We start from the raw sequence: 11,775 nt of genomic DNA, 5'->3' as shown, positions 1-11,775 counted from the left end.
TTTGAAATAGAAAGCTGCCATTATAAAACAAATACAAACTGGCCCTGTTGATTGATGCGGTTACTAAATATAATAGGAAATAAAATAGAAAAGAGCGGAAAAGAGGGAGCTTATGTACATACCAAAATATTTCGCAATACAAGATGAAGAGATGAAGTACGAAATAATGGAACAAAATAGCTTTGCGACATTATTTTCTCAACATAACGGAGAACCATATGCAACGCACTTGCCGTTGTTATTAAATAGGGAGACCCTTACTTTACATGGTCACTTCGCACGGCCGAATGAACAGTGGAAAGATATTGGGACTCAGCAAGTACTAGCTATATTTCAAGGACCACATAGTTACATCTCTCCGTCATGGTATGAAACAAACAATGCAGTACCAACATGGAATTACGTTGCAGTGCATGTATATGGTGAATTAGAAATTGTTGAAGATGAGAAGACATTAGTAGATTCTCTTCAAGATTTAGTAAATAAATATGAAGATCCAGAGAGCACCTACTCACTTAATGATGTAGATCCGAATTATATGGGAGGATTAAGTAAGGGAATAGTTGGATTCAAAATAAAGATAAATAAAATAGAAGGAAAAGCGAAGTTAAGTCAAAATCATTCTGTAGAGAGACAGAATTTAGTTGTGGAGAAACTTGAGAAAGTTGGTAGTGAGGAGAGTAAGAGGATTGCGGAGTTGATGAGAAAATAAAGCCTACATGAAAGGGAAATATTCTAAATAAGCGTATTTAAAAAGACCTTCTTAATTGAAGGTCTTCCGTTTTTTAAAGTGCTTTTTCAGTTGTTGTTGAGTTGTAGTCTTTACTTACGTCAACGGATTGAACAAGGTCAGGTCTTTGTGGTGCAGGGGTGTCCCCAATGTTTAATGCTACATATCCTAACTGTGTTTTCGGTGTTTCTGAGGTGAAGCTTAATCCAAGAGTTGTGATGCTAATAACAGCTAAGCCAATGATGCTCAATTTAATCTTTTTCATTATATCAAAGCTCCCTTTTCTTCATGTTTTTTTCTTGCTTGATTGGCCATGTAAAAGTATTGACTAGTTTTTATATGGTCTTCTTTTTCATAAAACATATTTGCTAGAACATCAGTGTACTCTTGTATACATTCCCAAAGGTTTTCTGTTTTAAAGTAAGAAATTCCTTCCAAAATTATCATTTCTAAATCATTTATAGAAGTTTTATTATTTAGTTCTCTTAAAATCATGAAACGATATTGAAACTCTTTGTTTTCTAGTTTATTTGAAATGTTTAATCCTTTTTTATAAGTTCTTTAGCCTGGGTATATTCTCCAAGCTTGTAGTATTCACGTGCTTCAACAAAAAGTGCTTTAAAGTGATTTGGTTGCTTAGTTGTAACCTCTGAAATATGACGCATTGCTAACTCTGAAAGGTTTTGACTTGCATATAGCCAAGCTAAATTATGTCGTACTCTTAATGATAAAGTCTCCTCTGAATACTTCTGTAGAATATTTAATGCTGAATCAAGTCTAATTTCAGCTTGTTCAAACTGTTTTAAATCAATACAAGATAAACCAAAGATGTTATCACACAAAGCAACATTAATTTCACAGTTTATATGTTTTGAAAAAATCGCTTTAGCTTCATTTGCAGATTGGATTGCTACTAATGGTTGATATGTTTGATAATAATAGGAAGCTAAGCGGTAGTTAAATTCAGCATTCTCTAGTTCGTCAGATACGTGTATTAGCAGCTTTTTAGCGTTCTCGAAAAGGTGTTTTGCTGCATTGTATTTTCCAATAATTGTATTGTGAATAGCCTTAAAAAAATGATAATAATAAGAAAATAGCCCATTCTCTGGAAGTGGGAAAGAATCAATTTTATTAAAATCATCTTTATTAATATTTAAACCATCTGTTAAAATTTTGTATCTGAAATTAAAAAGTGAATAATACAATTGTAGGTTTGTATCTTCTTCTGAATTAGAGATGATATTTTCAATATCTTTTTTTATTTTTGTTGCATGGGTAGTTTGATGCTGTAACATAGCTCTATACCAGTCATTAAATAATTTTGTAATTTGTTCATTACCTTGTAGTTGAACGTTCATGAAATCCCCTCACTTTTTGAATATTCTTATAAAATGTAGTATCAAAAATAAAAATATTTAGAAATGATGTTTTATATTTCTCAATATTTGTTTAACAAGCTTACGAGTAAGTCTATTGGAATAGTGTAGAATTTGTTTTGGATTAAAGAAATGGCATCGGGGGATGTGCATTTTAAAGTTTTAGTTGAGTGGGGGGATATAAAAAGGGTGCGTTCACACAATTTATATGAACGCACCTTTTTACATATTAAACAATCAAGTCCCACAAAAAGTACGATAAGGACGATTCGTCGGTGCAGGTGGAATGCAGTATTCTTCTTGATCTGTAGAATACGCATAAGGATTTGATAAAGCTTCAAGAAGTTTCTCCATTACGCTATAATCGCCATTTGTGACAGCTGCTTCTAGTGCTTCTTCTACACGATGGTTTCTTGGGATGATTGATGGGTTATTATTTTTCATCATTTCGTAGGCGTTTTCTTTCGATTGTTCTTGTCTTTTTAATCGAGATTGCCACAGTTTGTACCAATCTTTATAGTCAGGACTTTCAAATAGAGCTGTATTTTCGATAGCATCAAGAGTTAATGAACGGAATGTATTTGTATAATCCGCTTTATATTTCTCCATCATTTTTAAAAGTTGCTCAATAAGTGGTTGATCTTGTTCTTCGGTACTAAATAGTCCTAATTTCTTTTTCATTCCAAGGAACCAATGGTTTTCATACTGTACGCTAAATTTCGAAATTTCGTCTTGGGCGATTTTTAATGCTTCTTCTTCATCTTCGTGCAGAATTGGTATTAAAGATTCTGCTAATCGAGCGAGGTCCCATGCGGCCATATATGGTTGATTTCCATATGCATAACGACCTTGTGTGTCAATAGAGCTAAATACGGTTCCTTGATCGTAATTGTCCATAAATGCACAAGGACCGTAATCAATTGTTTCGCCACTAATCGTTATATTGTCAGTGTTCATTACACCGTGGATAAATCCAACAAGTTGCCATTTTGCGATAAGACTGGCTTGTCTTTTAATGACTTCTTGTAGTAATGCAGTATATCGGTTTTCATGAGCTTCAATTTCTGGGTAATGCCTTTTTATCGTATAGTCAGCTAGTGATTTCAGGTCCTCTATTGAACCACGAGCTGCAGCATATTGAAATGTACCGACGCGTATATGGCTACTAGCTACTCTAGTTAAAATTGCTCCAGGTAACTTTGTTTCACGATATGTTGCTTCACCAGTTGTGACAACTGCTAAACTGCGAGTAGTCGGAATATCAAGTGCATACATTGCCTCACTAATGATATATTCACGTAGCATCGGACCGAGTGCAGCACGGCCATCTCCTCGGCGTGAATAGGGAGTAGGGCCAGAACCTTTCAGTTGAATATCGAAACGCTCACCTGAAGGAGTAATTTGTTCGCCAATTAAAAGAGCACGACCGTCGCCTAACATATTAAAATGTCCGAATTGATGGCCAGCATATGCTTGAGCTAATGGATGAGCTCCTTCTGGGAGTGCATTACCAGCGAAAATAGCAATTTCAGCTTCCTTTTTCAGTTCTTCAGGGGTCAAGCCAAGAGATATCGCTAATGAATGGTTTAGTTTAACTAACTCCGGTGAACTTACAGGAGTAGGGGGGATTTCTGTATAAAATGATTGTGGTAAAGTCGTATAACTATTATCTAAATTCCAACCTGTTTCATTATTTTTAGTCATTGTATCTCCTCCTTTTTGTATTTTAAGTTATGTATTTGTACGTATGTATTCTTTGTAAAGTTAACTAAAAGTATAATATAATATTTCCCCTTGCAATCTATTGTAAGGACTTCATTGCACTATGTCTATTTAACAGCAAATTTAAAACCTCCATTTTAAGAAAATGGAGGTTTTTATTATTATTTAATTTTTACAATTATTTTTCCTTTTGCTCTTCCAGACTCTGAATATTCCATTGCTTTTTGAGCATCTTCAAAAGGGAAAACTCGATCGATTACCGGTTTGATTTTTCCGGCTTCAATATAGTTTGCAATAGTACGTAATTGATCCCCGCTTGGCTTCATAAATAAAAATGAATATTGAGCATTATGCTTTTTTTCAAGTGCAGTAAGTTTTTTGCTGGCTAATGAAAATAAGAGAGTTTTAAAGAATCCTGAACCAAATTCTTTACCGAAGCGAGCATTCGGCATACCTGAAACGGAAACAATGTTTCCTCCGCTTTTTATAATATTGAATGATTTTTCAAGTGTTGCACCGCCGATTGTATCAAATACCGCATCATAATTTTTTAGTATATCTTCAAATTTTTCTGTTTTGTAATTAATAATTTCATCTGCGCCAAGAGACGTTACTAAATTTGCACCAGCTTCACTAGCAGTCGTTGTAACAGTAGCACCCATTATTTTTGCTAACTGAATTGCGAAAGTACCAACACCACCGGATCCAGCGTGAATTAAAATCTTTTGTCCTTTTTGTAATTGCATGATGTCATGTAATGCTTGATATGATGTTAAGCCAACAAGTGGAATCGAAGCCGCTTCCTCAAAACTTAGATTTTTTGGTTTTAAAGCAATATCATCTTCATGAATGGCTATATACTCCGCAAAAGTACCAATCTTATTTTTTCTTGGACGAGCATATATTTCATCACCGACTTTAAAACGAGTCACTTTTGATCCAACCTTCGTGATGACGCCGGAAAAGTCATTCCCAAGGATTAGAGGCATTTCATATTTCAGTAACATTTTAACTTTTCCATCACGTATTTTAAAATCAATTGGGTTAATACTAGCTGCATGAATTTCTGCGAGCACTTCATACCCATTAATTTCAGGAGTAGGTACCTCTGCCATACGCATTGGGACTTTTCCATATCTATCAATTATCATTGCTTTCATTTCTTATACCTCCAAGTTTTAATAAAAGTTTTGCAATAGCTTCTCAATATCTAATACAAGATTTTTTAATAAACCTAATTTTGTACGTATATCAATATAATAAAAATTCTTTGTACCTTCTTTTCTCATTAAAATAATGCCAGCTTCTCGTAAAATCTTAAGGTGATGTGATACTGCTGGACGGGAAAGGTGTGTTTGCTTCGTAATTTCTCCTACACGTAATCCTGTTTGACATTCCGTTTCCATTAGCACTAATAAAATAGCTTGACGTGTTTCATCACCAATTGCCAATAATACTTTTTGAGAATCAATAAAATCTTTTTTTATAATATTTAATTGTTCTTGTTTATTCATTTCAATCACTTTGCCTCCAGGTAATTAGTCGAAAGGTTTAAGATGATGAACCATTACTTCGATACGGTAATGCTACATGATTGTTGCATGAGGTGCAATATTGAGAAAGAAAATCGAGACGAATGAATTTTTTATTGTTGAAAATTATAGGGAGATAGAAAAGGGATTGGAAGGATTACATAACACAATAGATGAAGTTTTAAAAACAAAAAATGATGTAACAATAAAATAAGCGGTCGTAACCTTGTATAATCCATAAGGTTACGACCGCTTATAATGTTTGTATTATTTTTGATTTTTACGATAGAACATGGTTCAACGTAAAGTACATTCTTTTGTTTTACACTTTCATACAGACACAATTCAGGTGGATTATAGATGTATGAAAAGGTAAAAGGAATTTTGGGGCGTAATCTATCTATATGATAATTCAAAATGAAATATAAGTCTATATTTTAATGTTTTTTTTGATTATATTTATGTCACTGAGCTCAGAACAATGATGTGGAGGGTAAATATATGAAATCGAATTATGTACCAGTTTTAATTGTTGGAGGGGGATTATCTGGGTTAGCGTCTGCGTTATTTCTTGCAAAACATAATATTGAGTACTTACTTATTGAAAGGCATCCGTCTACTGCCATTCATCCGAAAGCAGGCGGTCTTACTTTACGTACAATGGAGTTATTTCGAGAATTAGGCTTGGAAAAAAGAATTAAATTGGCAGGTAAAGCATTAGAGAACTGCAGAGGAAGAATAGCGGTTCATACAATAGCTGAGGCGAATAAAGAAGAATTGGAACAAATGAGAGCGACGCAATACGGAAACGATGAAGAGTTACTTCAAAAAATAGAAAAGATTAGTCCATCAAAACAAACTGCGTGTTATCAAATTATTTTAGAAGAGATGATGTTACAAGAAGCGAAAACATTAGGCGAGCAACTATCTTTTTATCATGAATTAGTTGCATTTGAACAAAATGAAAACGGGGTAAAAGCAACGATTCGAAATCGTGAAACAGAAAAAGAAAGTGTCATACATTGTGACTATGTAATTGCAGCGGATGGAGCGAAAAGTAAAATACGTGAGCAGTTAGGGATTAAAACTGAGGGTCGTGGAACCATTGGTGGCTATTATATGAATATTTATTTTGAAGCTGATTTAAGTGAGTTTATACAAGGAGATGCATTCGGTTTTTCGATGGTACTTCATCCGGAGGTTCTTGGTGCACTTATCCCGGTTGATAACGTAAAAAAATGGATTTATCATGTAGCCTACGATCCATTAAAAGGAGAGGGGCTAGAGGACTTCACTATAGAACGTTGTAAACAAATTATTCAAATAGCAATTGGAAGTACAAATGTTGAATCAAAAATATTAAGTGTTTTACCGTGGGAAGCAGCCGAAAGTACAGCGGTGAAATTTCAAGAAAATCGAATTTTTCTAGTTGGAGATTCAGCACATATTATGCCGCCAACAGGCGGATTCGGTTCAAATACAGGAATACAAGATGCGCATAACTTGGGTTGGAAATTAGCGGCTGTTATAAAAGGGAAGGCAAAACCAAAATTGTTAGAAACATATCATGAAGAGAGACACTCTGTTGCAAAATTAACGACCGCTTATGCAAGTAGTTTACTGTTTCGTGCTGCGAATAGAGAGGAAGGCAGTTTGAATAATATGGATGGTTTAGCTGTTACAGTTGGATATCAGTATTGTTCAGAGGCGATTATAGATGATTCAGTCACTCCGCATAGAATGGATAGCATAGAGTTGAACGGAAGACCTGGAACGCGAGCGCCACATTTATGGGGAACGTATGAAGGGAAGAAAGTTTCTACATTAGACTTATTCGGTAACAGTTTTGTATTACTTACAGGAGTAGAAAATAGTTCTTGGGCTGAGGCAGCACATACTGTTTCAGCTAAATTAGGAATAAATATAAAAGGGTATCGTGTTGGCTTAAGTGGAGACTTTGTTGTTCCAGAAGATATTTTTAGCAAATTATATGGTATAGAGAATGGAGGTGCTGTATTAATTAGACCAGATGGCTTTATAGGATGGCGTTCGGAAAAAACGGTAGTAAATCCAGATATAGTATTGGAAGAGGTAATGAGAAATTTATTATGTAATTTTTAAGTAACTACAGAAATATTGTTTTATGTGCTTCACTGTACTGAAAAAATATTCACAAATTTCAATAGGTTTGATATGATTAAATTCGACAAGTTAATAGAGGCCGGAGATATTTGAGAAAAGCCATAAATTTATTTAGGGACACAGGAGTGTATTCTAAATAATTTATGGCTTTTTTTATTGAATGAACCGTACAAAATAGGGAGTTACATGTGAAAAGGAGGGCTATAGGAATTAAATAGGATAATACTAGTTTTCTATATTAATAATATAGAGAAAGTATATTTGTAAGATTGGAATTTTAATATAGGTTTATAAAAATAATGAAAGTGTGTCTTCTATTTCGTGTAAATCTCATTAGCTTGTTGAAATTTACAACGTAGGAAGGGTTTGAAGGATGAGAAAGATTATTAGCGTTTTAGTTATTTTCTTTATGACGGGAAGCATCTTTGCTGGGGGAGCTGTTCATGCGAAAGCAGAAGGAAAGCATGAATGGAATACGAATAAGTTTTTAAATATTGCACATCGCGGAGCAAGTGGACATGCACCTGAGCATACTTTTGCTTCTTATGATTTAGTGAAAAAAATGAAAGCGGATTATTTAGAGTTAGATATTCAATTAACAAAGGATGGCCAATTAATTGCAATGCATGATACAGCAGTTGATCGCACTACAAATGGAACAGGCGAAGTACGCGATAAAACGTTAAGCGAAATAAAGAGTTTAGATGCTGGATCATGGTTTAATAAAGCGTATCCAGAAAAGGCTAAGCAAGAGTATGTTGGGCAAAAGGTTCCAACTCTTGAAGAAATCTTCCAAAAGTATGGGAGAAGTATGAAGTATTATATTGAAACAAAATCACCAGATGTGTATCCAGAAATGGAAGAGAAATTGTTGGCGTTGTTACAAAAATATAATTTAGTAGGTCAAAACATGTCTTCTAGCCGTGTTATGATTCAATCATTTAGTAAAGATAGTTTGAAAAAGATTCATAGTATGAATGAAAATATTCCGTTAGTTCAATTGCTTTGGTATTATCCAAATGAAAACAATGAAATTGTTGAATGGTCTGGCATTACACATGAACCGAAAAGTGTAACAAATGATGATTTTCAAGAAATTAAAAAGTATGCAGCTGGTATTGGACCAAACTTACGTAATGATAACGGGGAACTAATTATTGATGAGTCATATATGAAAATGGCTAGAAAAAATGGACTGTTAATTCACCCTTATACAATTAATGAGAAACCAGATATGAGACTGTTAATCAAATGGGGTGCTACAGGAATGTTTACAAATTATCCGGATCGATTACATAGTGTATTGAAGGAAAAATAAGTGAAAAAGGGTATACCAGTGTTTTAGGTATACCCTTTTTAATCTAACTCCCCGATAAACAGAATCTCTTTTTCATAGCATTCATCTGCATCATAAATAATTTCTTGAAAGTGAAGCGTTTTGAAGGAATGATAAACTGACATTTCCCATGTCTCCCAAAAATCAATTTCATTTGAAAGAAGAATCCATTTTTGAAATTCACTATCTCTATTAAAGAAATTATGAAAGTAGTCCTCATTTTTAAATATAATGATTTGCGAATCCCACAAATTATTTATAGAAATTAAAACAACAACTCGATATGTATGGGTATCGCTCGGTTTCATATTTATTAAATGATTTGCTTGGTTTAATAAGGTTTGAATACATAACCGTTTTACTTTTCTAGGTGTTTTACGAGAGTCAATAAAAGCTTGCGAAACTGGCAATAGCATATTCCAATATTCATCGTTATAGAAAGTAGAAGGGAACGTTTTTATATGTTCCTCAATTCGCTTTATCATAGTGTTTGTTTTTCGTTTCATACCACGTATTTTCTTTTCACGCATTGTGAGTCATCTCCATAAATTTTTGTAATGCAGCAGAGTGATATATATCTTTTCTAGTAATAAAAGTAGTAGGAACTTTTTTGAAGCTATTTGGTAAAGGATTGAATGATATGTCATGTTTATGACCATTTAAAATAGACTTCATCATAATTGCTATGCCCATACCTGATTTTACACATGCGAGTATCGCTTCAATTGTTCCAAACTCAAATACTCGCTTAGGTGAAATTCCTTCTTCTTGAAGCCAATCTTCTAATAAATTTCTATAATAGCACCCGTGACTAAATGCAAGTAAATTCATGTCTCCTATTTCTTTAAAGGAAGATAAAGGCTTTTTGCTAATGAGAACTAATTCTTCGTCACGAAATATATTTGTATGAAGTTCAGCATGCTGAGTAGAGCCAGCTATAAACGCTCCGTCCAGTTTTCGTTCTAGTACAAGCCTAATTAATTGTTCTGTCGTATTTGATTCTAAAATCAATTCGACTTTTGGGTATTTCTCATAATAGGCCGTTAATATAGATGGAAGTCTTACAGCGGTTGTAGATTCTGTACATCCAATTTTTAAAGTGCCTCTTGGTTCGATCCCATTACTTTGAACTGCTTTAACAGATTGATCCATTAAGTGGATAATTTGTTTGGCGTATGTTAATAAAATCTCACCGTTAGAAGTTAAAGTTACACCTTTTCCGTTTCGGTAAAATAAAGGCACACCTAATTCGTTTTCTAGTTGTTTCATACGCATTGTTACGCCAGACTGTACATAGTTTAAATTTTTAGCTGCGTGAGATATGTTTTTTTCTTTCGCAACTTCGTAAAATACAGTTAAATCTTTTATATCCAAGTATCATCCCTCCAGAAAAGGTATCATTTTTTTTGATGGATTACATGATAAATCTTTATTTTATATGATATCAGAACTTTCATACAATGGAAGGGGATGGAGGGATTATTGTGTTAATGGAAGGAAGGGTGAATAGTACTTATAAGTGGGTTATGTTAATTTTTGCGACGGTTGCTCAAACAACAGCAACACTTATAACGTATGGTGTTGGAGCGTTTGCTTTATTTTGGAAAGAAGAATATGCACTTACGAATACGGAGATCGGATTGTTAGTAAGTGTTGTAAATATAGGGCCGCTATTTTGTATGCTTTTTGTCGGGCGGCTACTTGATCAATACAATGAAAAGTTGTTAATTTCGATAAGTTCATTTTTATTAGGAGGTTCGTTTTTACTGACTAATATGGTCAATGGATTTAATGGGTTACTTTTTGTACTTTTATTAGTAGGAACGTTTTATAGTGTTTCGCAGCCAGGAGGAAGTAAGGTGATAATGAAGTGGTTCTCAAAAGAAAATCGCGGGTTAGCGATGGGAATTAGACAAGCCGGTATACCGATTGGTGGTACATTAGCGGGAGTGTTGATCCCGTTTCTTACAATAAAATATAATATGGCTTACGCGGTAAATAGCATTGCATGTATTTGTATAATTGGAGGGTTTTTATTTTTTATATTTTATAAGGAACCATATATTCAAGAGAAAGTTAAACAAGAACGTAGTAAACTTTCTTTTTGGATGCAGTTAAAAGAAGTGATGTGTAAAAAAGAGTTGTATGCAATTTATATAACTGGCATTTGTATGATTTCATTGCAAATGGTGTTAGTTGCACACTTTATAAAATTTTTAGTATTGAAACAATCAATCACGCCAATTTTAGCTGGAAAAGTATTTTCCGTTATGTTCTTTTCTGGAATGGTTGGTAGGGTTATATTAGCAGCTACTAGTGATTTGTTTTATAAGGGAAATCGGCGTATCCCCTTATTTATAACTGTTTGTATTTCTATTTTCTTCATTCTAATATTAGTAATGAGCATACATACAATAACGAATGTATTGTATGGTGTAAGTGCATTGTTAGGTTTCTTTTCAATTGGATGGTTTAGTCTTTATATAGCTGAAGTTGCGGAATCAGCAAGTGAAGAATCAGTAGGGATGACAGTGAGTTTTGCACTTACATTAAATCAAATTGCCATTATTGTTGCGCCTGCTTTATTTGGTTATATTGTAGATAAGAAGGGATATACGTATGCGTGGTTATGCATAGTTGTATTACTAACTATTTCAGCGGTCAGCTTATATAGGAAGTATAGAAAATGAAGGAATGGTAGCAATGTAAATTTTTTATGAAGAAAGTCTAAAGAAATGTTGAATGAGCGACATTTCTTTTTTTATTTGTTGTATAATCAAAATGTAAATGAGATTCATTTTCAATTTCGTTCATTGCCTCTTTTGAAATTACCTGTAATTTTAGCCATAATTACCTGTTTTTCTTTATCGTTATTTGCATGATTTATTTTATTTAAAAATTTTTCAGCATCATTTCCTTTTAATATCACAATCTATT

The 11,775-nt window shown here is 33.6% G+C and carries 12 protein-coding genes and 1 pseudogene; 5 read left to right on the top strand and 8 right to left on the bottom strand.

Annotated elements, in window-relative coordinates:
• The first annotated feature begins 112 nt into the window (after positions 1 to 112).
• Entirely contained in the window at positions 113 to 712 is a 600-nt protein-coding gene (locus tag MR169_RS13500; protein ID WP_000275795.1) for an FMN-binding negative transcriptional regulator, read from the top strand.
• A gap of 73 nt (positions 713 to 785) precedes the next feature.
• Here MR169_RS13500 and MR169_RS13495 read toward each other — a convergent pair whose 3' ends face one another.
• From MR169_RS13495 to MR169_RS13475, 5 genes and pseudogenes are all read right to left on the bottom strand, one after another.
• Positions 786 to 995 (bottom strand): hypothetical protein, encoded by a 210-nt coding sequence (locus MR169_RS13495; protein WP_000721431.1) that lies wholly within the window; start codon positions 993 to 995, stop codon positions 786 to 788.
• Positions 995 to 2,088, bottom strand: a pseudogene (locus MR169_RS13490) (response regulator aspartate phosphatase). Before MR169_RS13490 ends, MR169_RS13495 begins: the two are co-directional and overlap by 1 nt.
• A gap of 255 nt (positions 2,089 to 2,343) precedes the next feature.
• Positions 2,344 to 3,810, bottom strand: coding sequence for a protein adenylyltransferase SelO (locus tag MR169_RS13485; RefSeq protein ID WP_201144481.1), 1,467 nt, complete (start codon positions 3,808 to 3,810; stop codon positions 2,344 to 2,346).
• A 179-nt stretch (positions 3,811 to 3,989) separates the two neighbouring features.
• A complete protein-coding gene (locus MR169_RS13480; protein WP_044795242.1) occupies positions 3,990 to 4,988 on the bottom strand; it encodes an NADP-dependent oxidoreductase in 999 nt (332 codons plus the stop codon).
• A gap of 18 nt (positions 4,989 to 5,006) precedes the next feature.
• Positions 5,007 to 5,351, bottom strand: coding sequence for an ArsR/SmtB family transcription factor (locus tag MR169_RS13475; RefSeq protein ID WP_000571870.1), 345 nt, complete (start codon positions 5,349 to 5,351; stop codon positions 5,007 to 5,009).
• A gap of 91 nt (positions 5,352 to 5,442) precedes the next feature.
• Between MR169_RS13475 and MR169_RS28215 the strand changes: the two genes are divergently transcribed.
• The 3 genes from MR169_RS28215 to MR169_RS13465 all read left to right on the top strand — a co-directional run bounded on the left by MR169_RS28215 (position 5,443) and on the right by MR169_RS13465 (position 8,820).
• Positions 5,443 to 5,574 carry a hypothetical protein gene (locus tag MR169_RS28215; RefSeq protein ID WP_001227549.1) on the top strand — a complete coding sequence of 44 codons (132 nt, stop codon included), beginning with the start codon at positions 5,443 to 5,445 and terminating at the stop codon, positions 5,572 to 5,574.
• Positions 5,575 to 5,861: 287 nt separating this feature from the next.
• Positions 5,862 to 7,481, top strand: coding sequence for an FAD-dependent oxidoreductase (locus tag MR169_RS13470; RefSeq protein ID WP_242319526.1), 1,620 nt, complete (start codon positions 5,862 to 5,864; stop codon positions 7,479 to 7,481).
• 394 nt (positions 7,482 to 7,875) lie between these two features.
• Positions 7,876 to 8,820, top strand: a complete 945-nt coding sequence (locus MR169_RS13465) for a glycerophosphodiester phosphodiesterase (protein WP_001226334.1) — start codon at positions 7,876 to 7,878, stop codon at positions 8,818 to 8,820.
• 38 nt (positions 8,821 to 8,858) lie between these two features.
• Here MR169_RS13465 and MR169_RS13460 read toward each other — a convergent pair whose 3' ends face one another.
• Together MR169_RS13460 and MR169_RS13455 are read right to left on the bottom strand one after the other, a co-directional pair.
• The gene (locus tag MR169_RS13460; RefSeq protein ID WP_086391361.1) at positions 8,859 to 9,368 is read right to left on the bottom strand and encodes a DUF3916 domain-containing protein; all 510 of its coding nucleotides are present in this window, start codon (positions 9,366 to 9,368) and stop codon (positions 8,859 to 8,861) included.
• Positions 9,361 to 10,212 (bottom strand): LysR family transcriptional regulator, encoded by an 852-nt coding sequence (locus tag MR169_RS13455; RefSeq protein WP_242319525.1) that lies wholly within the window; start codon positions 10,210 to 10,212, stop codon positions 9,361 to 9,363. Before MR169_RS13455 ends, MR169_RS13460 begins: the two co-directional genes overlap by 8 nt.
• 86 nt (positions 10,213 to 10,298) lie before the next feature.
• Between MR169_RS13455 and MR169_RS13450 the strand changes: the two genes are divergently transcribed.
• Positions 10,299 to 11,528 carry an MFS transporter gene (locus tag MR169_RS13450; protein WP_137070395.1) on the top strand — a complete coding sequence of 410 codons (1,230 nt, stop codon included), beginning with the start codon at positions 10,299 to 10,301 and terminating at the stop codon, positions 11,526 to 11,528.
• 110 nt (positions 11,529 to 11,638) lie between these two features.
• Here MR169_RS13450 and MR169_RS28325 read toward each other — a convergent pair whose 3' ends face one another.
• A complete protein-coding gene (locus MR169_RS28325; RefSeq protein WP_307863089.1) occupies positions 11,639 to 11,770 on the bottom strand; it encodes an ABC transporter ATP-binding protein in 132 nt (43 codons plus the stop codon).
• Between the last annotated feature and the right edge of the window lie 5 nt (positions 11,771 to 11,775).

The organism is Bacillus cereus group sp. BfR-BA-01349, assembly GCF_022663795.1.
Classification (GTDB): domain Bacteria; phylum Bacillota; class Bacilli; order Bacillales; family Bacillaceae_G; genus Bacillus_A; species Bacillus_A cereus.
The sequence above is the reverse complement of the archived record's forward strand: the minus strand, read 5'-3'. Positions and strand labels throughout refer to the sequence as shown.

Bases quoted from the DNA above. Each gene is read 5' to 3' on its own strand.
- MR169_RS13500 (WP_000275795.1), top strand. From the start codon at position 113: ATGTACATACCAAAATATTTCGCAATACAAGATGAAGAGATGAAGTAC.
- MR169_RS13495 (WP_000721431.1), bottom strand. From the start codon at position 995: ATGAAAAAGATTAAATTGAGCATCATTGGCTTAGCTGTTATTAGCATC.
- MR169_RS13485 (WP_201144481.1), bottom strand. From the start codon at position 3,810: ATGACTAAAAATAATGAAACAGGTTGGAATTTAGATAATAGTTATACG.
- MR169_RS13480 (WP_044795242.1), bottom strand. From the start codon at position 4,988: ATGAAAGCAATGATAATTGATAGATATGGAAAAGTCCCAATGCGTATG.
- MR169_RS13470 (WP_242319526.1), top strand. From the start codon at position 5,862: ATGAAATCGAATTATGTACCAGTTTTAATTGTTGGAGGGGGATTATCT.
- MR169_RS13465 (WP_001226334.1), top strand. From the start codon at position 7,876: ATGAGAAAGATTATTAGCGTTTTAGTTATTTTCTTTATGACGGGAAGC.
- MR169_RS13460 (WP_086391361.1), bottom strand. From the start codon at position 9,368: ATGCGTGAAAAGAAAATACGTGGTATGAAACGAAAAACAAACACTATG.
- MR169_RS13450 (WP_137070395.1), top strand. From the start codon at position 10,299: ATGGAAGGGGATGGAGGGATTATTGTGTTAATGGAAGGAAGGGTGAAT.